Raw genomic sequence first — 22,934 nt, forward strand, 5'->3', positions numbered from 1 at the left:
CGGCAATGGCGCCCAGCGACGTCCTCCTGTCAAAGCTCGGGCGGGGGCCTATAATGCACGACAGGAGCAATCGATTTATGACCAGCCATTTTTCGCCGATCGACGATGCCGTCGCCGCCATTCGCCGCGGAGAAGTCGTGATTGTCGTCGACGCCGAAGATCGGGAAAACGAAGGCGACTTCATTTGCGCGGCCGAAAAAGTCACGCCCGAAATCGTCAATTTCATGATCACCAACGGCCGCGGGCAGCTTTGCATGCCCGTGCTGCCGGAAGTTTGCGAGCGGTTGAAGATTCCTTTGATGGTCGAATCGAACACCGCTCCGCTGGGGACCTGTTTCACCGTGCCGGTCGATCATCGCTCGTCGAAAACCGGAATCACGGCCCAGGAGCGGGCACGCACGATTCGGGCCATGCTCGATCCGAACAGCAAACCGACCGATTTCGTCCGCCCCGGCCATCTGTTTCCACTGATGGCCAAGGAAGGGGGCGTGCTGCGCCGCGCCGGACACACCGAAGCGGCCGTCGATCTGGCCCGGCTCGCCGGCCTTTCGCCGGCCGGCGCTCTGTGCGAAATCCTCGATGCCGAGGGAAGCCGGGCCGATCGCCGATTGCTCTTCGAGCTGGCCCAAAAATATCACCTCGAAATCATTTCGATCGAAGAACTGATCCGCTACCGGCGCGTTCGCGAAAAGCTGGTGTATCGCATTGCCGAAGCCGATCTGCCGACGACGCACGGCTTTTTTCGCGTGATCGCCTATGGCGTGAAGTATGAGCCGCAGCAGCCGATTGTGCTCGTGATGGGGGATCCGGCAAAAGTGGCCGTGCCGCTGGTGCGCCTGCATTCGTCGTGTTTCACGGGCGATCTGTTGGATTCGCTCCGCTGCGATTGCGGCGATCAATTGCAACTCGCGCTAAAGATGATCGGCCAGGAGGGAACCGGTGTGCTGGTGTATCTTCCGCAGGAAGGGCGGGGAATCGGGTTGATCGAAAAGATCAAGGCCTATCAGCTTCAAGACCAAGGGCTCGACACTGTCGAAGCCAATTTGGCGCTCGGCTTCAAAGCCGACACGCGCGATTACGGCATCGGCATCCAATTGCTCAAAGATTTGGGCCTATCGAAGGTGCGGCTGTTGACGAACAACCCCAAAAAGACCGACGCATTCATTTACGGCGGCTTCGATTTGGAAGTGGTCGATCAGGTGCCGATCTTGCCGCCCGTGCACGAGCACAACGCCCGCTACATCGCCACGAAGCGCGAAAAACTCGGCCACCACTTGCCGGAAAACGGCGGTTAGCCATCCGACCGACGCGCGAAACCGCTAGCGAGCCGGCGGCTCTTGTTTGGGGGCGACCCTCGCTTGCGGTTTCGCGCCGAGTGCCAGTTCCGCGCGGGATGATCTGGTGGTTCGCGCCGAACTCTTTGCTTCCGCCGTTGCCATTCGCCGCGGCCGCGGCGCGCTACGGCACATCTCACTTTTTCATCGCCCGTTGGCATTTTCGCCATAGCGCGGCTTCGTCTTTCATGGCATGCTGCTCGGCAAAGATTGCGAGCGAGCCATACCATTTTTCCGGAATGGCATTGCAGGCCCACCAGATCTTGGCCGAGCATTCAGGGCAGAAGGCCAGCGGGGAGCGGTCGGTTTCCGCGAGACTATTCGAACCGTTCATTCCGCACTCATACGCCGTGCAATGCTCGATGCCGAACATGTGGCCGGTTTCATGCGTGGCCACTTTGCACATCCGCATCAGGCAACGTCGGTACGCTTCGTCGCCGGCATTCGGGTCGCCATATCGGGCCGACGACCAGACGCCGACGCGTTCGGTAAGCGATGCCTGGCCGAACACGTAATTCCAGCCCTGTCCGGGCCAGAGGTCGGAAGTCGTCAGAGCCAATAGCGCGACGGCGTTGGCCGGCCGGCGCGGCGGCAACAATTCGCCGAGGATATACTCCGTGAGCAGTTGCTCCTTGTGGGTCGCGGAGTTGATCCGCCGGGCTTTGGCGGGAATCGCATCCAGCGCGATCGGATCGAGCGTTTTCACCGGCAGATTGTAGATCCGCCCGAGCAGATCGACCGTGGCATCGAGCAGCTTCTTCTCTTTTTCGCCGAAGGCCCCGATCGGCTGCACGTAGATCGTCGTCCGAGCGGCAGTCGGCCGATTCGGATTGCTGCGGATGTATTGTTCGAATGTCTGTCCCGGTTCGTGCTGTTTTTCGAGCCAATCTCCGGGCTGCGGCGCTGCTTTGACTTTGAATAGTGGCTTTACTTTTTCGATCGTATCGCGGATCGTGGCGATATTGCCGGTAGCCGGCGCCGTGCCGCCCACCGGTGGGGCAGCAGTGCCGTTCCATGCCAGCGAAACCGCCATCGCGACGCCGAGCATCGCAAGCAATGCAGCATTCATCAGTGCTACCCGGTTTTTGAAGAAAGTTCCTTTGGCGCGGCCGCCGCATTCATCCCGTGGGCATTATAGCGATAAAATGCCGAACCTCGCGGCCAGCCGATGTGACCTGTTTCCATCCGCCGTTGCCATTAGCCGCAATTCGGCGTATTTTAGAATGCGAAACCGATTCGGCACCGACACCCTTGCTCGCTTCGGGCTCGTGCCGTGCCATAACGAAGCGTCAGCGAAGCTGCCGCCCTGTCCCCTCACCCCCACCCTTCCTCCCATGGCCACCGCAAGCAAACCCCGCACGAGTCAATTGGTCACCGGAGCCGATGTCGTGGTTCAATCGCTCGTGAACCACGGCGTCGACGTGATCTTCGCCTATCCGGGCGGGGCCAGCATGCCCCTGCATCAGGCGCTGACGCGGTTCAAAGACCGGCTGCGAACGATCCTGCCGCGGCACGAGCAAGGCGGGGCATTCGCCGCCCAGGGCTATGCCCGCACGACCGGCAAGCCGGGCGTTTGCATGGCCACCAGCGGTCCCGGGGCCCTGAATCTGGTCACGGCGATCGCCGACGCCAAGATGGACAGCATTCCGCTGATCGCGCTCACCGGCCAGGTGGGCACGCCGGTGATCGGATCCGACGCGTTTCAGGAAACGCCGATCGTCGAAGTCTGCCGCGGAATTACGAAACACCATTATCTCGTCACACGCGTGGAAGACGTGGCCCGCGTGATGCGCGAAGCATTTCACATCGCGACGACGGGCCGGCCGGGGCCCGTGCTCGTGGATTTGCCGAAAAACGTGCAGCAAGCCCAGATCGTGCCCGACTACGATGTGCCGACGGATCTGCCCGGCTATCGGATCAAAACGGCGCGGGCCCAGCCGGAGCAGATCGCGCAAGTGGCAGCGGCGATTCGTCGGGCGCGGCGGCCGGTGGTTTATGCCGGCGGCGGAATTATCGCATCGGGCGCCAGCCGCGAGCTGCGCGATTTGATCCACAAGACGGGCATCCCCGTCACCACGACCGTGATGGGTTTGGGAGCCGTGCGGGCCGACGATCCGCTCTGGCTCGACATGCTCGGCATGCACGGCAGCGTCTATTCCAACTATGCGGTCGATAAAGCCGATCTGCTGATCGCGCTAGGCGTGCGATTCGACGACCGCGTCACCGGGCGGAAAGAAGAGTTTGCCAAAGACGCGTTTATCGTGCACATCGATATCGATCCGTCGGAGATCAATAAGAACAAGCCCGTGCATGTGCCGATCACCAGCGATCTGAAATATGCCCTCGGGGAGTTGAATAAGATCGTCGAGCCGCCGGAAGCCGATCTTTCGCCGTGGCACAAGCAGATCGCCGAGTGGAAAGCGAAAGATCCGTTGCACTACGACGAATCGTACGACGGAATCTTGCAGCAGCGCGCGATCTCCGAGCTTTCGCGGCTCACGGGGGGCGAGAACACGATTATCACTGTCGGCGTGGGCCAACATCAGATGTGGGCCGCGCAGTTCTATAAATTCATGCACCCTCGCACCTGGCTCTCCAGTTCGGGGCTGGGAACGATGGGCTTCGGCCTGCCGGCCGCGATGGGGGCGAAAGTGGCCCATCCCGATAAGCTGGTCGTCGATATCGACGGCGACGGTAGCTTTCTGATGAACATCCAAGAGCTAGCCACCTGCTGCTGCGAAAAGATTCCGGTAAAGGTGCTGCTATTGAACAACCAGCATCTGGGCATGGTCGTGCAATGGGAGGATCGATTCTTCAAGGGCAATCGCGCCCATACGTACCTGGGCCCGATCGACAATCCCGAGGCGATCGGCGAGGGAGACGCGAAGGTGCCGTCGGAGCGGTATCCCGATTTCGTGTCGATTGCCCATGGTTTCGGTTGCGGGGCGCGGCATATTACTCGTAAATCGGAGCTGACCGATGCGCTAGAAGAGATGATCGCCTACGACGGGCCGTTTGTGCTCGATGTCGAAGTGCCGTATCAGGCACACGTGTTGCCGATGATTCCCGCGGGCGGCACGGTCGGCGATTTGATCAAGGAATGATCGGCAAGAGGGGCGCGTTAAGGGCTCGGCCGAAAAACAACTTCTCTTCAGCCCCTCTCCCCTTGCGGGGAGGAGGGCAGGGCGCGGGGATCGAAAGACGGAAGTTATTTTTCGGCCGAGACTAAGTTCTGCCTTGTCGCCGCTCGCCGATCGCCGCGATGGTCTCTTGCAGCGTCGTCCAACCGACCGGTTTGACGAGATGGAGATCGAAACCGGATTCGAGCGCCTTTCTCCGATCGTCGTCTTGTCCGTAGCCGGTTAGCGCGACGAGATAGGCATGGCGGGTTGTCGCATCGGCTCGCAGCTCTTCGGCCACCTCATAACCGTTCATTCGGGGCATGCTGATATCGCAAAACACGATGTCGGGCGGGGCTTGTTTTGCGGCCAGCAGCCCTTCCTTGCCGTCGCCGGCGATCTCGACCTGATGGCCGATTTTCGTGAGGAGCATTTTCAACGCGTAGGCCGCATCGCGGCTATCGTCGACCACCAGGATTCGATAGGGATTGGCCATGCGATATTTTTGAAAAAAGCCGGGACCGTCCGATGTCGCACGGCGGCCATCGCCGCTGCATGCTATCGCAAACGGTGCTCTTCGACGCCCCCCTCTTTACCGGCCGCATCAAGGTAGCGAAACTTTAAGCTCGGGCTACAATGAGTCGTGCCGAATTTCGCTGAGCATAGCAACCCGATCGCGTCACCGCCATTGCCAACATGGCGGAATGGCTGCCTGCTAGCGGTTCGGCTTTCGGCGGGCGATCCCGAGAGCGTGACGAACTCCACCAGCCCCCAGCACGCGGAGAAATAGCGCTATGCGGTCTTTCGATCGTGGGATGCTTGTCGGCATCGGCTTGGTCGTCGCACTCTTGGTCGTCAACGTGGCGATCACCTATCGCAACACGCGCACTCTGAAGATCGACGCCGACTGGGTCGACCACTCCGACTTGGTGCTCGATCAAACGGCCAATTGTCTGCTTTTGTTGGTGGATATGGAGACCGCCGAGCGAGGATTCGTCATCACCGGCAACGAAGACTTCCTCGCTCCGTACGAAATGGCGAAGGGCCAACTCGACGAATGCGTCGCGATGCTCAAGGAATTGACGGTCGACGACACAAGATTGAAATCGCTGATCGAAAAACTGGAACAACTGAAGAACGAACGCGTCGCGATTGTCGAAAAGACCATTGCCTTGCGGCGACAAAGCTCCGCCGACGCCCAGGCGTTTGTCGCCACCAAGCAAGGCAAACGGTCGATGGATGAGATTCGCGGCCTCGTCGCAGGAATGGTGCAAGACGAACACCAATCGCGGCAATCGCGATCCGATCTATCGCGCAGCGCCTACCACTTCGCTCTGACATCGGAGGTGATGGCCGGGCTATTGGCGTTGCTGCTGTTCGGGGCATTCATCTGGTATCTCGGCCGAGCGCTCGAGGCGCGCCGGCGCGACGCGTTGGTGATCCACGAACAGCGCGAATGGTTCCGCACGACGCTGGCGAGCATCGGCGACGGCGTGATCGCGACCGACACCGAGGGCAAAGTCTCGTTCTTGAACCCCATCGCCCAATCACTCACCGGGTGGACCGAAGCGGAAGCCCATGGCCAGCCGCTGGAGACGATGTTCAAGATCGTGAACGAGCAAAGCCGCCAAACCACGGAAAACCCGGTACATAAGGTTCTCCGCGATGGAATCATCGCAGGCCTGGCCAACCACACGGTGCTGATTTCGAGGGACGGGGCCGAATGTCCGATCGAAGACAGTGCCGCCCCGATCCGCGACGAACAGGGGGCGATCGTCGGCGTGGTGCTCGTTTTTCATAGCGTCTCCGACCGGCGCGAGGTGGAAGGCCATCTCAAGAAAAGCGAGCAGCGATTCCGCCTCGCGGCCGATGCCGTCGACGGCATCATCTACGACGTCGATATGGCAACCGGCAATACGCACCGCACCCGCGGACTTTTCGAGGTGACGGGCTACCAACCCGACGACGTGCCGGCGACGGTCGGCTGGTGGAACGAACTCATTCATCCCGACGATCGCCCCCGTTTCGAGGAAGAACGGTCGTGGGCCATGGCGTCGGGGGCCGACCGGCTGGTGTCCACCTACCGAGTGCAGCATAAAGACGGCCATTGGCTGCACGTCATGGATCGGGCGGTGCTCGAGCGGAATGCGGCCGGCAAGGTCGTGCGCATGATTGGCTGCCGGGTGGATATTTCCGAGCAAAAGCAGGCCGAAGCGAAGCTTCTGGAAAACGATCGCCGCAAGGATGAATTTCTCGCCACGCTCGCTCACGAATTGCGCAACCCGCTCGCGCCGCTGCGCAACGCGCTGGAGGTCATGCGGCTCGATCCAGACAATCGCGAGACGTTCGCACACGTCAACGAGATCATGGAGCGGCAGCTCGATCATCTGGTCCGGCTGGTCGACGATCTGTTGGATGTCAGCCGTATCACGCGCGGAAAGATTGAATTGCGCAAGGAACGGCTCGATCTGTCGAAAGTGATCGAAAGCGCCCTCGAAACCAGCCGCCCGCTGATCGAAGCCGGCCGGCATGAACTCTCCGTGGCGCTGCCGCCGAAGCCGATTTATGTGCTCGGCGACCTGACACGGCTGGCTCAGGTCGTGGCGAATCTCTTGAACAATGCGGCAAAATACACGCCGCCGAACGGCCGGATTTCGCTCGCCGTCGAACGCGACGGCGGCGAAGCTTTGATCCGAGTGCGCGACAACGGCTTCGGAATTCCGGCCGACATGTTACCGACCGTGTTCGACATGTTCACGCAAGTCGAGCGCACTCGCGAACGGGCTCAAGGGGGCCTCGGCATCGGCTTGACGCTCGTCCGCCGGCTGGTGGAAATGCACAACGGCCGCGTCGAGGCCGCCAGCGAGGGGACGAACAAGGGAAGCGAGTTCGTCATTCGTTTGCCCATTGCGCTCGACGAATCGCCGCCGCATCAAGTCGATGGCTTCAACCATCACCCCGCGACAAATCATCTGCCGAGACGGCGCGTTTTGGTCGTCGACGACAACGACGATTCGCTCGCCAGCCTCGCCATGCTGGTGCGAATGATGGGTAACGACGTTCGCACGGCCGTCGATGGCCCGACGGCGCTCGAGGCGGCGCGAGAATTTCGCCCCGAGGTCGTGTTGCTCGATGTCGGTCTGCCGGGAATGAACGGCCATGAAGTCGGCCGACGCATGCGCGAAATGCCCGAGGCGAAAGGCGCTATCCTTGTGGCGCAAACGGGCTGGGGCCAAACCGAAGACCGCCGCAAAAGCGCCGCAGCGGGTTTCGATGCCCACTTGGTGAAGCCAGTCGATCCTGCCGCACTGCAAAAAATTCTTGCCTCGCTCGACAATTCCAACGGCGAATTAGTCAGCGGATAGCGCAAACACAAGCCCGAGGATCAAGAGCTCGAGCAGGATGGCATAGCTGAGCCAGAATTGCAGCCGACCGCGAATTATCCCGATGCCGCCGCACACGAGGCCCGGGATCAGGAAGTGCCCAAAGGCCAGCACCGAGCTTCTGCCGGCCGCGGAGCCCACTGCGACGAACGTGATGGCGAGCAACAGCGTTCCGAGGCTGAATTGCAGCGGACGACTCGTTCGACTCGTTTCCATGCTTTAGATCATAGTGCCGGAACGCTACTTAATGCAAAGCAGCATCCGCGGCGCGCGGCTATGGATCACACGGCACGCGATTCATTCGGCTCATATCCATAATTCAAATCACATCACCGGATCGCAGCCGAATGCAAAGCCTGCCTCACGGCTGACCGGGACAAAAATGCCGATTTGTCCCTAGATGGGTTTCAGCGGTGATGAACTGCAGTTACTGAAGGCTCGGCTAGCGTTCCGATATTCCCGCTCCCTCCTTGCGGAACACCACGCCGCTATCGACTTGTTTGAAGCCGAGTTTGCGGTAGAGGGCGAGGGCGCTGGTATTGGTGTCCATCGTTTGCGCTTCGACCAGGGCGAACGATTGTTCCTGCAACTGGCGCAGCGTTTCGCCGACGAGATAGGTTGCCATGCCCCGGCGGCGATGCGATTCAGTCACGACGAGGTCGATCAGCCCGCTCGCCCGCACGCCCCACGGGGCCGCGAACGGCTCGATGTTCCAACAGGTCATTTGCGCAAGCAGCTCGCAGCCGCCGTGCGGCCGCAGGCGAAACGTTGTCCGCTCGCATTGGTTCATCACGCACGCCTCCCACCAGCTTCGCGGCGGCGGATCGACGACCGTCTCCACTTCCGTGCTGCGGCGGATCTGCATCTGCCGGCGATCCACGCAGGGCCGAAAACCGCTCAAATCCCGATGCAAGATCACGGTCCGGGCCATCTCGCGATAGCCGGCAGCCCGGAACACTGCCTGCGCCTGAGGATCGGAATCCAAAACGCCGGGCAATTCACTGCCGCCATACAGCCCCCAATAAAACGGCACCAGCGGCCGCACGCCGCCGCCGTAAATCACTTTCGCACCCTTCGACCGCAGGTAATCCTCGGCCATCGCCACCAGCCGGGCAGCGATCGCTGATTCATCGGGATGCGAAACCACCAGCAGCATCACGACCACGCCCAAATCGGTCGAGAGCCCGCTCTCATCCTCGTTTGGTCCGAAACCGGCATGCACGAAGCCGACGGGCCGATCATCGTCGAGCGCGAGAATCAATCCGGTGCGGTCGAAATAGGGTTTTGAAAGCACCAGTTGGTCGAGCATCGCCGTGGTGATCGGCTGCGCCAATCCGCGCCGCCCGACGCAGCCGCGCCATACGGCAGTCAGCAGCGGCGGATCGCTATTCAGATATGGGCGGAAGCGAAGCAAGGCGTCGGAAAAGGTGAGGGTGAGGGTGAGGGGACAGAGGCGGGAATGACTAAGGACGAATGACGAATCTCTAAAGAATGCCGAAGACCTAATGGTTGGCCCAATCGGTGTCGTCCGCCGTCATTCGAGCATTCGTCATTCTTTCGACATTCATCATTCGTCATTCTGCGGCCGGTGCCGCGTCCGGTTCAATGTTAACGTATATGTCGTCTCCCTCGACGCGTACGGGAAATTGCGGCTGGCGGACGCGGCGGTTCAGTTGGTGTTGGCCGGTGGTGATGTCGAACTGCCAGCCGTGCCAAGGGCATCCCAATGTCGTGCCGACAAGTTCGCCTTCGCCGAGCGGGCCGCCCTGATGCGGGCAAACGCCGTCGATCGCAAACAGCTTTCCCTCGGCATTGCACAGCGCAATGACGCGCTCGCCGGCCACGCGTTCGAGCACCATGCCCGGCGGGCATTCCGAAATTTTACCGACGCGAACCCAATTGGACATGCGGAAAACTCCGAAAAGAAAGGCGTCAGGAGCCGGGTTCGACCGGCAAGGTTTTCACGGGGGCCTTCGGCGCCGCGAAATCGGTTCCGCTGTCGTCGCCTGGCTATGCGGCTTTCGTTCGTGCGCCGCGCGTGTCTTTCCAGCGGCGATGCACCCACCAATATTGATCGGGATCGCGGCGGATCATTCGCTCCAGGCAATGAGTATACCATTGCGTCAGCCCGGCGACTCCCTGCTGTTCCGGCCGTAGCGATCGCGGATCGGCCACGTCTTCGACGGCAAGCTCGAACCGCATCGGCCCGCCCGCGCGGCGGAACGACCCAACCACCAGCGGCGCATCGTGCGCCAAGGAAAATAGCGCGATCGCCTTGTGCGTCGAGGCCGGCCGGCCGAAGAAATCGACCCAGCAGCCCTTCGGCCCCGCATGCTGGTCGGCCAACACCGACAGCGTGCCCTGCCGCGCGAGCATTTCCGAAATCTCGCCGGCGCTGCCGTTTTTCGGCAGAATTCGCACGAAATTCGACGCACGAAAATCGCGCACCCAGCGGTCTAAAAATCGATTGTCGAGCGGCCTAACTACGGAAAACATCTCGAACCCAAACAGTCCAAACACGAAGCCCGCCAATTCGAAGTTCCCGAAATGGGCCGACACGGTCACATTCGGCCGATCGACGAAAAATCGCCGCATCGTTTCAGCGATATTGCGGACGTGGATATATTCCTGCCAATTCGTATCGTGGATTTTTCTCGGCGCATGGACCATCTCGATCACCATCAAGAATAAATGCTCCCACATCCGCCGCGACAAGTTTCGTCGCTCTTCGGTCGAAAGCTGGGGAAACGCGAGCCGCAGGTTTTCATCGACGACGTCGCCGCGCTTGCGAATCACGTCGTTCACCAGCCGAGCCAGCCGGCGGGAAAGCGCGACACACGTTTCAATCGAAACTGCCTGCACAACGCAGATCAGCAGCCGCACGATTAAATAGACGAGAAAATCGCTGACCTCCTTTGCTCGCCGGCCAAATCGAATCTTCATAGGAATCCATTCCTGTTGTGCTGAGACAAACGCGACCGGTCGTTACTCTTTAGGAACCGCGACTGCCGAGGGCGCGGTGGGCGCGGTCGATGCAGTCTTGACCGGTTTGAACGAGTTGAAGAACGTCTTGGCTCGCTCGGGCGACGGTTTTCCGCTTTCGGTCGTTACGAGCAATTGATACAGCCGGCCGTCGACCAGGTAGAGCCGCCACAGCCGCGTGCCGCCCAGGCCGGCGACTTCGAGCTCTCGGCCGGGATTGCCGTCGAGTTCGATTTTCGTCTCCTTGGCCGGCTTGGCGTGGACGCTGGCGGCCCCGCCGTCGCGGGCACGGTTCAATACAGTTTCGGGGTCCGCCCCCTTCACCATCTCGCCCGGCAGATCGGAATAGATCAGCACGAAGGTTTCTTTTTCCTTCGGCCGCTTGACCGCCAGCTCATGGATCACGACCGAGCCCAGGTCGGTCGAGGTCGTGTTCGTCGATTCTTCCGGCTTGCCGGGAAACGAAATTGTGAAGCCGCCATCCTTGGGCGCGAACGGCTTGAATTCGGTGTTCTCGGCCGCCAAGCCCAACGTGCCCAGCGAGCAAACCAAAGCACAAACGGCGACCACGAACCGCATGACAAACTCCCCAGGGGAAAGGACGAATGACGAAGCACGAATCGAGCGCGGACCGCTCGTCGATCGCGCCGCACGTCCCCAGTTTACTCGCCCACGGCAATCGGCGAAACAGTGGTTGCCCGGCACGGATTGCCAAGCCGATGGCATTTAGGATCCGATGCCGTCGCGTCAGTTCCGACGTGGCGGTCGGTGAGGCGCTTGACCGGCACGGGATATTTGCGGTATGCCAAGCGGTGCGAAAGACGAGCCGTGCTTGCATGTCGTGCAGGTCGTGCATGTCGTCAAGCCTCAAGCCTCAATTCAGCCTTCCGCCTATGTCCTACGAGCCTTGCTTGCATATCGTCCTGCATCAGCCGGAGATTCCCTACAACACGGGAAGCGTCGGCCGAACGTGCGTGGCGGTCGGCGCTAAGCTATGGCTGGTGCGGCCGTTGGGATTCCGCATCGACGACTATTATCTCCGCCGGGCCGGCCTGGATTATTGGGAACGCTTGGAGTTCGAGGTCGTCGATGATTGGACCGCTCTGATCGCCCGGCTCCCGCGCCGCAAGCCGTGGTTCTTCACGAAAACAGCAACCACGTTCTACACCGCTCCGCATTATGAACAAGGCGACATTTTGGTTTTCGGTAGCGAATCGCAAGGTCTGCCGCCGAGCCTGTTGACGGAGCACCGCGAACAGACGTTGCGCATCCCGATTCGCTCCGAAGTGCGCAGCCTGAATCTTTCGAACAGCGTCGCGATCGCGGCATACGAAGCGCTGCGGCAATGGGCGAGCGGCTAATGTTGCAGTGTTCCGTCGCGCGCATCGTCATGTGCCCGGTCATGCGCCCGGTCGTGTGCCGAGTCGTGTGCCACTGGCAAGCGCAGTCTGCCAGTGGGCGCGCCGCATCGGCGACGAGCCGCGGAAAGTCGCTGCCCGGTACACTGCCTGCGATCGTCGATGATCTCGTGCGGAGGTTCAGGTCGACTCGCAGGTCGCACTGGCAGACTTCGCTTGCCACTGGCACAGCGGCCAGTGGCACAGCGGCCAGTGGCACACCGCTGCCGGGGCTCGAAATTGGATCGTGGTCCGCAGTTAGAACCGCAGCGCGTAAATCGGCGGCAGGTGATTTGGAACCTGAGCCCACGTCTCGCCGGCGTCACTGGATGTCCAAAGGTTGCCGGTCGTCGAGCCGATCGCCAATTGATTGCCATCCGGACAGATTTCCAACGCATGGCGATAGATCAGATCGTAGCAGTGTTCCTGGGGTAGCCCCGTGGAAAACATTTCGCAGGTGTGGCCGCCATCGCGTGTTCGGGCGACCACCAGGCGGCCGTCGACAGGCACGCGAAGTTCGTCCTTGATTGCCGGCACGAACCACGCCGTTTGCGAATCGCGCGGATGCACGGCCACGCCAAAACCGAAACCGGATGGCCGAATCGTTTCGATCCGTTCCCAGCGTGCCGCCCCATTGGTCGATTTGAAAACGCCATTGTGATGTTGCACCCACAGCACTTCAGGATCGGCTGCGCATTGCACCATGCGGTGTGGGTCTTGAATTTGCGGATCCTCGCGCCGTTGTGGAGGCATGTAGTCGGCGATCATGCCATGGGCGGTTTGCGACCACGTCGAGCCGCTGTCGCGCGTGCGCCAGACGCCTCCGCACGACACACCGACCAGCACGTGTCGCGGGTCGCGCGGATCGACGCAGATCGAATGGATGCCCGGCACATCGTAGCCGCCGCCCATCCAATTCTTGCGCTCGGGCTGTTCCCAGAGCGATGCGTTCAGCGTCCAGCTAGCGCCGCGGTCGGAGGAATGGAACAAACCACCGGGAAGCGTGCCGCACCACAGTCCGTCGGCGGCCTCCGGTCCGGCGGCTTCGAGAGACCAAATTTGTTTCACGGCAGGTCCGGCTGCTGCAGCGTTCGGCGCACTCGTCGCAGCCGTGTCCGATCCAGCGTCCGGCGCTGTGCCGCTTTCGCTTGGCGACTCGTGGTCGGGCAATTCTACCGCGGCTTTCACCGGAGTCGTTGAACCATTGGATTGCGGATAGACCGGCGCGGCAACTTCGGTCCATGTATCGCCATCGTCGTCGGATCGATGGAGCTTTACGCCGAAATGGCCCAGATTCAACGCGGCGTAAATCGCGCCGTCGCGCCGGTCCGATAAAAGCATCGTCACCGGCTGCCCGACGAACGACACACGGACGATCCGCCACGGTTGTCCGTTGCTCCCTTCCGGTTCGAGGCGAAACAGGCCTTTGCGCGTGGCGGCCCAAAGCACCGTGCCACGCATTGCAGTTGGCGGCGATCGTCGTGCCGACGCTGAATTTGCCATCGCCATCAACCTCCCGAGAGCGCTTGCATGACGAAAATCTCTTGATGCGGCGCGACCGGGTCGGTAAGCCGATCGCGGTCGAGAATCAACTCGCCATCGACAAACAGCATGAGATGTTGCCGCATACGCCCCTGGTCGTCGAATAGATACCCGCGCAGCGCCGGGCAATCGGCGAATGCGGCGTCGAGCACCGAGCCGACCGTCGCGCCCGGCAAATCGCGCGGAGCCCAAGCGACGAAACGGTCCAAATGCTGAGTGAACGTCAATCGTGGCATGCCAAGCAGCATAGCATGCCGTGAAAAGCGAGGAAACATTTGGGCTCGCATGCTTATTTGGCACTCGCAAACATGTCCGGCGTCCGGATGTGTTCGGGGCGGAACCCCATGCCGACCAGCCGGGCAGGGATTCGCCGCAGAATCGGAAATCTTCTTAGCAACCGCAGGATCCATGGCACTTTGAGTTGTCGCTGTGCTGCAAGCACGCGGCTGATCACACGGTTTTGAATAATCACCTGCAACCGCTGCGTGGCCCGCGTGGGAAATTCGCGCCGACTTTGCACTTTTTGCAAATCCCCCGCCTCGAGCGTGCCGCGGCGGAGCGGCTCGGCCAACAGGTTGGCCGTGGCCACGGCATCTTGGATCGCCAGATTGATGCCGACTCCGCCGATCGGCGACATTGCGTGAGCGGCGTCGCCGATGCAGAGCAAGCCGGGCCGGTGCCAGCGCTGCAGGCGATCGACCGCGACGGTGAGGAGCTTGATGTCGGACCAATCGCGAAGCTCGCCGACTCGATCCTTTAGAAACGGTGCGATCTCGGCGAGGTTGCTGCGAAACTGGTCGAGCCCGCGCTGCCGGATTTCGTCGAAGGCCCCTTTCGGAATGACGAAGCCGCCTTGCCAGTAGTCGCCCCGATCGAGCAAGACGAGCACTTTGCCGCGATCGAAGTGGCCGAGCGGATTGGTCGGATCGCTTTTCTTCCTCGGCAGCCGCAACCAGAGCACGTCGATCGGCGCGCCGAGATTGTCGACATGCAATTTTGCGCACTCGCGGACGGTCGAATGCCGCCCATCTGCTCCGACGACGAGATCGGCTCGAATCTCGGCGTGTCCGTCGGGGCCGCTCGCTCGGACGCCGACGATCCGCCCCGATTCTTCGATCAGATCATCCACCTCGGTTTGCATTCGCAGATGGAACGTGGGATAGCGGCGGGCGTGGTCGGCGATGAAATTCAAAAAATCCCATTGAGGCATGAAGGCGATGAATCGGCAGCGCGTCGGCAGATGCGTAAAATCGGCGACCGTCACTTCCTCCGGACCGATGCAGCCGGTGAGATGGGTCGCTTGGTTGTGGGGGCGCTTCAGGAATTCGTCGAGCAGTCCGAGCTCGTGCATCAATTGCAAGGTCGAGGGATGGATCGTGTCGCCGCGGAAATCGCGGAGAAAATCGCCATGCTTTTCCAGCACCATGGCCTCGACACCCGCGCGTGCCAAGAGAAATCCGAGCATCATTCCGGCAGGTCCGCCGCCGGCAATGCAGCAGCGCACCTGTTGTGTATCGCTTGTGGAGGCAGTTTCTGCGGGCATAGAGGGCTCGCCGAAGGAAAAGGAACTTCTCACGCGGAGGCGTGCGGAACGCGGAGCAAACGAGATAGTATCGTAGACGATTTGGACCAGATCATGTGCCACTCGCTTTGCCGGCGATTTTGCAATCGATCCATTGGCGCCGGCAGTGGCACACGGATGCCAAAATGAAAACCGCCCGTGCGGCTTGTGCCGGACGGGCTGTTTTGGCTCGACAGGAGAGGGTTTAAGATCGACCGAAAAATGACTGCGCCGTGCGTTGGTAGCGGACGTGGCGTCGGCCGCGGCCCGCCGGGTTCTCCGGCGGGCCGCTTGCGCCCCTATGGTTAGAACAGCACGACCGCATCGACCGCGTAAACCCACTGATGATTCGACGTGCCCGACAGGTACGGCTTGACGCCGTTCAGATCGCTGCCGTTGAACAAGTCATAGCGGATTTCAGGCCGGACGGTGAGATTGCCGTTCGGCTTGTAGTTGGCACCCAAGGTGACATCGTAGAAATTGCCTTCGAAGCCGCCCACCGAAGCGGTGTTGCCGTTGGGCGTATCGAAGTCGCCGACCGGGGCAACGCGGGTGCCGTTGGTGTCGCGGAACCATTCGCTCCGCAGGCCGGCGGTCCAGCAGCAGTTGACCTTGTAGGTGAGGTAGTCGGTCAGGCCGAACCACGATGAGGTTCCGCCGTCACGAGCACCGCGGGATTGGAAACCGTCCGCATTTTCCAAAACGAAGGTCGTGCGGTCGGTCAGGTTCTTCGTCAGCACGATGCTGTTCACGTAGCGGTTGGCATCCGGGCCAGTAACGCCGGTGATCGGCTCGTTGCCTTCTTGGAAGAACCAAGCCAAGGTGGTCTTTTTGTCGCAGCTTTTGATCGTCACACCGCCGGTGTAGCTGATGTTTTCGTCGGTGTCGTTGAAGTTGTCCCAGCCTTCGTTGATGCCGTAGTTCCAGGTCACGTAGTCGTTCTGGGTATACGTTCCGACCACGCCCGTTTGTGTGAACGGATAGGCATAGAGGAACGTGTAGGTGTGGCTGTAGAAGAAGTTGCCGCTCGGATTGACTACTTCGTATCCCAACAGGGTGTACTGGTGACCAACCTTGTAATCGAACTTCGTGCCCACCGAGAATTCCAAGTAGGCTTGCGGCAACGCCAACCCGTAGAAATTGCGTGGGTCGGTGTTCCACTTCGGAGAGCCATTGTCGTAGGCATCGAGACCGCGAGCGAGCGGATACCGGTAATCGGTGCCGTAGATCGTTTCGATCGTGAAGCCCCAGTCCCAGCAGCATTCCTGCGGCTTGACGGCCTTGGCGATAACCGTGTCGATTTGATTCAACTGGCCTTCATAGTCGCGATCATCGAAGCCGTCCGGACCAAGGAAGTTGTCGCCACGCGAACCGTCGCGAGCCGCAACGCCCGCGTCAATCAAACCGGTCACGGTAATGTTATGGCATTTCAACCAGCAGTTGTTTTCGAACAGCCGTTTGGTGGTTTGATCGGGGCAAGTCAGTGGGCACTGGTCGCCGAGCAACCAAAGCCAGCCTGTGCCGCAACCGCACGAATCGCAACCGCACGAGTTGCAACTCGGAGCAGCAGCCGGGGCAGCCGCGGAGCAATCCGGCGCAGCCGGTGCGGCGGCAGGCGCTGCAGCAGCCGGCGCAGCAGCCGGGGGCGCCGGCGGAGCCGATTTATCAGTCGCCGTTGCGGCGCCGCTGTCGGGCGCATAGTAGTCGTACGCCACCGGTTGAACCGATCCCGGATATTGGAGTCCGCTTTGGGCGAAGCTGGTGGCGGCCGTACAGCCGACCGCAATCGCCACGACAAATTTTAATCCGTTGTGTTTCATGGTTTTCCCTCTTCCTCTCCCTAGAAAGACGATTGCTGAGTCGTTCGTGGCGCAACGCGTCGAGGAAATCGCCGTCGCTGGCAAGGTCTCAACATTCGCCGCGTGTTGACCGTTTTCGCTACCAACTTTGCTATCGGCCGGGGTAGAAACACGAGTCCACCGGAAAAGAGGCAAATCTGCTACGCTAGGACAAATTGGCACGCAGGCTCCGTAAGCTTTGACGGTCCGGAAACCTGACCGGACGCCGATTGCTTGGGTCGGGGAGCCTCGTCCGGCTCCCGAAGCCGGAATCGGTTTGTTCGCGACGGCAGGATGTAGCCTTGCCCGCCCGCGCCAAGAGTGGAAGGTGGGCAAATCAGTGAAGAAATACCACCGATTGTGGCATCCCGCCCCCTTGGCATTGAGTTTTCGCGCGTCGGCTGGTTTTCGAAAGGCGATGGCGGCTTTAAGGCCCCACCGCGTGCGTGCCCTGCTCGCCGGTGCGAATGCGCACGCAATCTTCCAGCGATAGGACGAAGATTTTGCCGTCGCCGATTTGTCCGGTCGCCCCGGCACGAGCGGCTGTGACGATGGCCTCCATTGTCCCATCGACAAAATTGTCGTTGACGGCAATCTCCAGCTTGAGCTTCGTCAAGAGCCGGGTTTGATGCTCCGTGCCCCGGAACACTTCAAGATGCCCGCGCTGCCGGCCGCATCCGCGCACCTCACTGACCGTCATCAGATAAATATCGCGCTCGTTCAGAGCCGCGATCACCTCATCGAGCTTCTCGGGCCGAATAACGGCAATGATCATCTTCATCGGGGGCACGATTCAAGTTTTTTGGGCAAAAAAATTCGGATACGGCGGCGGATGTGCCATCAGTCGTGGCCAATCCGCGCGAAAATCGTCCGCCCCGTCAGCCGGCTATTCAGCAACCGCTCCAAACGGACGCGCAACTCCTCCGGGTCGCCTTCGCGGAAGCGAAAGTGGTTTCCCTTGAGCGTCGTGAATTGCGGATAGATCGCCAAAAAATCGCCGTCCGCAGGACCGTCGGAGGGCTGGCAGAGCGCCGACCAGACGGCCTGCAATTGGGCTACTTCCGCCCCCTCGATGATGATCGAGAATTGCGCCGGGCCGATTTTTGGCGCGACCGCACGCCGTGGTTCGACAATCGGCGCATGCGAACGAGCCGTCTGCTTCGGATCTTCGTTGACATAGCCCAACACGCCCAATTCGGGAATATCCAACCCTTGCATTTCCGTGGCCATGCTCACGCGATTGCCGATCAATCGCTCGATCAAGAAAAACAAGACAAACGAAGCCAATCCGATCCAAATTAGTACCGACGCCATCCCAATGCACTCGGCCAGCAACTGCGAAGCGCTGCCGTAAAACAATCCCGTCACGCCCTGTTCGGTCGCGCCCGTCGGAAGCGAAGCCGGCTTTTCCGCGAACCATTTCAACACGCCGCCGGGCAATCGATACCAATGGGCATCGTTCCAGCCTTGGCCATACGTGCCGTCGGCAAACAGACCGAGGGCCAAAATCCCCCAGGCGCCGTTGACGCCGTGTACGCTGATCGCGCCCACCGGATCGTCGAGCTTTAGCACCCGCTCGATGAACAGCACACTGCCCACGACCAGCACGCCCGCCACCAGTCCGATGAACACCGCAGCCGTCGGAGTAACGAAAGCACAAGGAGCCGAAATCGCAACGAGGCCCGCCAACAGGCCATTGCAGATAAAGCTCGGGTCCGGCTTCTTGTAGAGCCGCCACAGATAGAGCATCGACGCCACCGCTCCGCCCGCGGAGGCCAACGCGGTGTTGGTGGCCACGCGGCCGACATTCAGATCCCCGGCAACGCAATGCCCGCCCGTGAAGCCGAACCATCCGAAAGCCAGGATCAATGTGCCGAGCATATACATCGGCGCATTGTGGGCGATGAGCACGTTGACCGAGCCGTTGCGGCCATATTTTCCGATCCGCGGGCCGAGCATCCAGCAGCCGACGGCAGCCGCGACGCCGCCGGCCATGTGCACGACCGATGAGCCGGCGAAATCGACGTGACCATGCCCGAGTCCGAAGTTTGCTCCGAGCCGGCTCAACCATCCGCCGCCCCAAACCCAATTGCCGAGCACCGGATACACCAGGGCCGTCATCAATGCGCCGAAGCTGACGAATGCCAGAAACTTCCACCGCTCGGTCATGGCTCCGGTGGTGACCGTGGCCATCGTGCTGGCGAGCGCGGATTGAAAGAGAAATATCGTCAGCACGCCGACATCGGAGGCTCTGCCCGTGAGCATGAATCCTTCATGCCCGAAGATGCCGAACTCGTGGCCGAAGAGCGAAATCGTCGCTTCTTTGTTCAGCAGGCCCGTATTACCGAATGAAGAAAGCGCGCTACCAGCGTTAAAAATTCCCCCGCCGAACATCAGCGCGAATCCGCACAGCCAAAAGCCGAGCACGGCAATGCTATACATCATCAGGTTCATGGCGGTGGTGTGCGACACATTCCGCGAGCGGATCAAGCCGGTCTCGACCATCGCGAAGCCCGCCTGCATGAACATCACAAGGAATCCGGCAAACAACACCCAAACCATGTTGATCGCGATCTGATCGCGATCGGGATTGCCGCTCGCGGGCAACGGCGAGTTGCCGGTGTTTTCGCCGGCAGGGTCGGGCTTCGGCGCTGAGACCGGTGCCGCGGCGTTCGTGCTGCCTGGAGAGGGCGATTGCTGGCGCGCGGGTTGTTGCGCAAAGCAGCACTGCGCGCTAAGCAACACGAGCGCGACAGCGCCCAGCAAGACCAACGCAAGAGATTGACGCACGAGAGAAGCCCCCGCCTGAGGGAATCGAACCAAATCTATCCATCGCGCCGTGCCGATCGATTCGCACGGGCAGGTTGCGTCGCCGCTATGGAGATAACATTACTGCATCGGGGTGCGCCGCCCTGAGGCTTTCGGCGGCTTAGGCTCGGCCGACAATAACTTTTCCGCAGCCCCCTCCTCCCTTGCAGGAGTGGGCAGGGTGAGGGGTTCGAAAAGCGGAAGCTCTTGTTCGGCCGAGCCTAACGCGGCGGAGCCGCAAACTGCACCGAGCGAACAGATCAGCCACTCTACAACCACTGTGCAACCACGGTACAACCACTGTGCAACCACTGTGCGATCACGGTACAACTTCTCCGCAAGTTGCGGAGAAAGTTCATGGGTAAGAAACTAAGGCGGCGGGCGGACTCATCCACGGTCCATGTGGTGAGCCGCCCGCAACCGGATTTTGCAAGTTACCAAGCTTTCGCAGGGCCGATTCGTGGTCCTGTGACCGGCACCGCGAAAACCGTTGCCTAGGTGGTTGCTCCAACGCCTCCGACAGCCGCCGCAGCCTGCTCCTTGGTGAGCAGCGCTGTTTTGCCTTTCTTCTTGCTGCCGAAGAGAAAGTAGATGGCGCCGTAGACGCCCCACACGGCCGCCACGCCCAGCGCGATATACGACTCTTTCACGCTCATGCCCGGCACGAAGAAACCACCGAGGAGGTAGAACAGCATGCAGCCGAGATTGGCCAGCAAGCCGAACACCGGCACCACCACGTGCTTGAAGCCGCTGAAGCTGTGGTGTTCGCGGAAGGCGACGATCGCCACGATGTTCGTCAACATGTACAGCAGGAACGTGCCGAAGTTACTCGCCAGCGTTACGATCAGCAAACTATTTGGCAGCGTTTTCAGGCTGTCGAGCGTCGGAATGATAAACGCCGGATACCAGAAGCTGTGGGCCTGATCGGGCGTCAACGATCCGATCAAGTCGGTCGATGCCGTCGGCGAGGCGGTCGGCCAAAGCACGGCGAACATGCCGATCACCATCGAGATGATTGCCAACGTCCAAATCGCGCGGTGCGGGGTGAGATTCTTGCCGTGCAAGATGCCGAAGTGCGACGGCACTTCATCGTCGCGCCCCATCGCATACGTGACGCGGGCCCCCGTGTTCATACACGACAACGTCGTACCGATCAGCGCCAGAAACACCGTCAACGCTTCGATGTACATGAACCACAAACCGCCCTTCGCGCCAAACAGCGAGGCGCCGACGATCTTCATCAGATCGCCGATTGGAGCCGACGAGCCCGCGGCGGTCGGCATCGTGTACTGTGAATTCAGCGTGAAATTCGCGGCGAAATACTCGATCAGATAGCAAATCACGCCCTGAATGAACAACGACAAGAGAACCGCCCGCGGTATGTCGCGCTTGGCGTTTTTCGCTTCCTCGCCCATCGATGTAACGGATTCAAAACCGACGAGGATCAGAATCGCGATACATGCTTGAATGAAGATGTAGGAGACATTGTGTGGTTTCACCACATCCCCCGCGGAAGCAAAGTACTGCCTGGTCGGCTGGGTTCCCTTTTTAGGATCCGATGGATCCACCGGCAGATCGGCAACCGCTTGTGAAACGCCCTTGTCGTCGACATAGCTGACGGTGGCCGGAACCGGCTTGCCGTCTTTCATTGCGACAATCCACGCTCCTTTGGAATCCTTGGCCGGTTTTCCGCTGACGTCGGGAGTCAAGAGAGCCATCTTGTCGGCTGGCACATTGCCGTCTTTATCAAGCACCGACTGGCCATCCGGTCCGACCGGATTGCCGTCTTTATCGACCTTATAGGTCGCGAGTGTCACGTTGATCGGATTGCCGTCTGGATCGAGCGTCCATCCGGTCGATCCTTCGGGATGATTGGCCCGATAACCGAGCGCCAGCACGGCGAAGACCAACAAAGCGCTGATTTGGATGATGTTGATCGCGATATTAACGCCCGTCGCCCCGACCACGCCGCGATAGGCGATATATGCCACACCTAAAGCAAACAAAACGCAGAAGCCAACCATCAACGTCGGGCTCGGAACGCCTGGATTGAACGTTGCCGGGAAGAATTGCCCTGCCATGTAGCCGACGAGCAAGGCCGTCACACCGACCATCACGCCAGGATAAATCCAGTAGTAGAGGTGGCTGGCCCAACCGATGATGTACTTCGAAAGGCGGGCAAATTTATAAGCATGCGTCTTTGATAGAAACGCTTGTTCGGCGAAAAAGTACGACGAACCAGCGCCCGGATATAGCTTCGATAACTCCGCGTACGAAATCGCCGTCGCGAAGCAGAGCAGCAACGCCGCCACGATGCCGAACCACATATCGGAGCCGGCCATCGGAGCTCCCCACAACGACTGCTGACCGAACGTAAGCCACAAGAAGGCCCCCGGCGCGATCAACGCCATCGCGTTCATCGTCAGGCCCGTAAGGCCCAACGTCGATTTCATCTGCGGACCAGACTTCTTTTCAACCGTGGACACTGGTTACCTCGCTTCTACATTGCTGCGAAAAAGGCGCGGAATTAGACACCACTACTTTCGGGACAGCCGTTTGTCCCAATTGGGCGAGCAACTAGAATCGAGGAAGAACCTCGAACCCCGTGCACACCTGTTCGCCCGCCTGTGGCGCACCGGGTTGCCTCTGTCGAGAGCCGCGAAAAAGCGTGGCCACCGCTCTGTCCGGCATCGCGCAACTCGCAAACGCCCGCAAGGCAATTTGCAAGATCAGCGTGAGTGTTCCCGGGGCAGAGCAAAATAAGTGCCACTAATCGCTGGCAAAAGGCTGCGCAGCTTGATCGCGATTCCTAAATCACGAATTAGCAAGCTGTTAGTGAAAGCGCTGATTGTGCTGGCAAGACCGGCTGGAAGCCCATCGAATTCCAGTCTGCACAGGATCAAGGCACGCTTTGCTTAAGCCTTGGTCCCGCACGCGCGCGTGGGCATGATCGCCCCACCGAGAAGATTG

18 protein-coding genes are annotated in these 22,934 nt (G+C 60.5%); 4 read left to right on the forward strand and 14 right to left on the reverse strand.

Going from position 1 to position 22,934, the window contains the following annotated elements; genetic code table 11:
* Positions 1-77: 77 nt before the first annotated feature.
* Positions 78-1,295, forward strand: coding sequence for a 3,4-dihydroxy-2-butanone-4-phosphate synthase (gene ribB / locus VHX65_15640; protein ID HEX3999984.1), 1,218 nt, complete (start codon positions 78-80; stop codon positions 1,293-1,295).
* A 175-nt stretch (positions 1,296-1,470) separates the two neighbouring features.
* On the opposite strand, the gene VHX65_15645 is transcribed toward ribB, so the two are convergent.
* Positions 1,471-2,403 carry an archaemetzincin gene (locus VHX65_15645; protein ID HEX3999985.1) on the reverse strand — a complete coding sequence of 311 codons (933 nt, stop codon included), beginning with the start codon at positions 2,401-2,403 and terminating at the stop codon, positions 1,471-1,473.
* Between the two features lie 265 nt (positions 2,404-2,668).
* Here VHX65_15645 and ilvB point away from each other — a divergent pair, with 265 nt between their 5' ends.
* Positions 2,669-4,438, forward strand: a complete 1,770-nt coding sequence (gene ilvB / locus VHX65_15650) for a biosynthetic-type acetolactate synthase large subunit (protein HEX3999986.1) — start codon at positions 2,669-2,671, stop codon at positions 4,436-4,438.
* A gap of 121 nt (positions 4,439-4,559) precedes the next feature.
* On the opposite strand, the gene VHX65_15655 is transcribed toward ilvB, so the two are convergent.
* Positions 4,560-4,949 carry a response regulator gene (locus tag VHX65_15655; protein HEX3999987.1) on the reverse strand — a complete coding sequence of 130 codons (390 nt, stop codon included), beginning with the start codon at positions 4,947-4,949 and terminating at the stop codon, positions 4,560-4,562.
* Between the two features lie 298 nt (positions 4,950-5,247).
* Between VHX65_15655 and VHX65_15660 the strand changes: the two genes are divergently transcribed.
* Entirely contained in the window at positions 5,248-7,818 is a 2,571-nt protein-coding gene (locus VHX65_15660) for a CHASE3 domain-containing protein (protein ID HEX3999988.1), read from the forward strand.
* Here VHX65_15660 and VHX65_15665 read toward each other — a convergent pair.
* The 5 genes from VHX65_15665 to VHX65_15685 all read right to left on the reverse strand — a co-directional run bounded on the left by VHX65_15665 (position 7,804) and on the right by VHX65_15685 (position 11,397).
* A complete protein-coding gene (locus VHX65_15665) occupies positions 7,804-8,052 on the reverse strand; it encodes a hypothetical protein (protein HEX3999989.1) in 249 nt (82 codons plus the stop codon). The genes VHX65_15660 and VHX65_15665 overlap by 15 nt on opposite strands.
* A gap of 226 nt (positions 8,053-8,278) precedes the next feature.
* A complete protein-coding gene (locus VHX65_15670) occupies positions 8,279-9,250 on the reverse strand; it encodes a GNAT family N-acetyltransferase (GenBank protein ID HEX3999990.1) in 972 nt (323 codons plus the stop codon).
* Between the two features lie 160 nt (positions 9,251-9,410).
* Entirely contained in the window at positions 9,411-9,743 is a 333-nt protein-coding gene (locus VHX65_15675) for a Rieske 2Fe-2S domain-containing protein (protein ID HEX3999991.1), read from the reverse strand.
* A 103-nt stretch (positions 9,744-9,846) separates the two neighbouring features.
* Positions 9,847-10,779 carry a lysophospholipid acyltransferase family protein gene (locus VHX65_15680; GenBank protein ID HEX3999992.1) on the reverse strand — a complete coding sequence of 311 codons (933 nt, stop codon included), beginning with the start codon at positions 10,777-10,779 and terminating at the stop codon, positions 9,847-9,849.
* Positions 10,780-10,821: 42 nt separating this feature from the next.
* A complete protein-coding gene (locus VHX65_15685) occupies positions 10,822-11,397 on the reverse strand; it encodes a hypothetical protein (GenBank protein HEX3999993.1) in 576 nt (191 codons plus the stop codon).
* Positions 11,398-11,711: 314 nt separating this feature from the next.
* On the opposite strand from VHX65_15685, the gene VHX65_15690 reads away from it, so the two are divergent.
* Positions 11,712-12,179, forward strand: a complete 468-nt coding sequence (locus tag VHX65_15690) for a tRNA (cytidine(34)-2'-O)-methyltransferase (GenBank protein HEX3999994.1) — start codon at positions 11,712-11,714, stop codon at positions 12,177-12,179.
* 294 nt (positions 12,180-12,473) lie between these two features.
* Here the strand turns inward: VHX65_15690 and VHX65_15695 are convergent, their stop codons facing one another.
* The 7 genes from VHX65_15695 to VHX65_15725 form a co-directional block, all read right to left on the reverse strand.
* Complete coding sequence (locus VHX65_15695) at positions 12,474-13,718, reverse strand: hypothetical protein (GenBank protein ID HEX3999995.1); 1,245 nt, start codon at positions 13,716-13,718, stop codon at positions 12,474-12,476.
* A 5-nt stretch (positions 13,719-13,723) separates the two neighbouring features.
* Positions 13,724-13,993: a hypothetical protein gene (locus VHX65_15700; GenBank protein ID HEX3999996.1), complete on the reverse strand. Its 270-nt coding sequence runs from the start codon at positions 13,991-13,993 to the stop codon at positions 13,724-13,726.
* 53 nt (positions 13,994-14,046) lie between these two features.
* Positions 14,047-15,300 (reverse strand): FAD-dependent oxidoreductase, encoded by a 1,254-nt coding sequence (locus tag VHX65_15705; GenBank protein HEX3999997.1) that lies wholly within the window; start codon positions 15,298-15,300, stop codon positions 14,047-14,049.
* A gap of 323 nt (positions 15,301-15,623) precedes the next feature.
* Positions 15,624-17,138, reverse strand: a complete 1,515-nt coding sequence (locus tag VHX65_15710; protein ID HEX3999998.1) for an outer membrane beta-barrel protein — start codon at positions 17,136-17,138, stop codon at positions 15,624-15,626.
* A gap of 445 nt (positions 17,139-17,583) precedes the next feature.
* On the reverse strand, positions 17,584-17,937 hold the full coding sequence (locus tag VHX65_15715; GenBank protein ID HEX3999999.1) for a P-II family nitrogen regulator: 354 nt from the start codon (positions 17,935-17,937) through the stop codon (positions 17,584-17,586).
* A gap of 59 nt (positions 17,938-17,996) precedes the next feature.
* A complete protein-coding gene (locus VHX65_15720) occupies positions 17,997-19,946 on the reverse strand; it encodes an ammonium transporter (protein HEX4000000.1) in 1,950 nt (649 codons plus the stop codon).
* Positions 19,947-20,458: 512 nt separating this feature from the next.
* Positions 20,459-22,450: an APC family permease gene (locus VHX65_15725; protein HEX4000001.1), complete on the reverse strand. Its 1,992-nt coding sequence runs from the start codon at positions 22,448-22,450 to the stop codon at positions 20,459-20,461.
* Positions 22,451-22,934: the final 484 nt, after the last annotated feature.

It is taken from the genome of Pirellulales bacterium (assembly GCA_036267355.1).
In the GTDB taxonomy this organism is placed as follows: Bacteria; Planctomycetota; Planctomycetia; order Pirellulales; family DATAWG01; genus DATAWG01.

Bases quoted from the DNA above. Each gene is read 5' to 3' on its own strand.
- VHX65_15700 (HEX3999996.1), bottom strand. From the start codon at position 13,993: ATGCCACGATTGACGTTCACTCAGCATTTGGACCGTTTCGTCGCTTGG.
- VHX65_15715 (HEX3999999.1), bottom strand. From the start codon at position 17,937: ATGAAGATGATCATTGCCGTTATTCGGCCCGAGAAGCTCGATGAGGTG.
- VHX65_15690 (HEX3999994.1), top strand. From the start codon at position 11,712: ATGTCCTACGAGCCTTGCTTGCATATCGTCCTGCATCAGCCGGAGATT.
- VHX65_15665 (HEX3999989.1), bottom strand. From the start codon at position 8,052: ATGGAAACGAGTCGAACGAGTCGTCCGCTGCAATTCAGCCTCGGAACG.
- ilvB (HEX3999986.1), top strand. From the start codon at position 2,669: ATGGCCACCGCAAGCAAACCCCGCACGAGTCAATTGGTCACCGGAGCC.
- VHX65_15675 (HEX3999991.1), bottom strand. From the start codon at position 9,743: ATGTCCAATTGGGTTCGCGTCGGTAAAATTTCGGAATGCCCGCCGGGC.
- VHX65_15685 (HEX3999993.1), bottom strand. From the start codon at position 11,397: ATGCGGTTCGTGGTCGCCGTTTGTGCTTTGGTTTGCTCGCTGGGCACG.
- VHX65_15695 (HEX3999995.1), bottom strand. From the start codon at position 13,718: ATGGCAAATTCAGCGTCGGCACGACGATCGCCGCCAACTGCAATGCGT.
- VHX65_15705 (HEX3999997.1), bottom strand. From the start codon at position 15,300: ATGCCCGCAGAAACTGCCTCCACAAGCGATACACAACAGGTGCGCTGC.
- VHX65_15710 (HEX3999998.1), bottom strand. From the start codon at position 17,138: ATGAAACACAACGGATTAAAATTTGTCGTGGCGATTGCGGTCGGCTGT.
- VHX65_15680 (HEX3999992.1), bottom strand. From the start codon at position 10,779: ATGAAGATTCGATTTGGCCGGCGAGCAAAGGAGGTCAGCGATTTTCTC.
- VHX65_15660 (HEX3999988.1), top strand. From the start codon at position 5,248: ATGCGGTCTTTCGATCGTGGGATGCTTGTCGGCATCGGCTTGGTCGTC.
- ribB (HEX3999984.1), top strand. From the start codon at position 78: ATGACCAGCCATTTTTCGCCGATCGACGATGCCGTCGCCGCCATTCGC.
- VHX65_15655 (HEX3999987.1), bottom strand. From the start codon at position 4,949: ATGGCCAATCCCTATCGAATCCTGGTGGTCGACGATAGCCGCGATGCG.
- VHX65_15645 (HEX3999985.1), bottom strand. From the start codon at position 2,403: ATGAATGCTGCATTGCTTGCGATGCTCGGCGTCGCGATGGCGGTTTCG.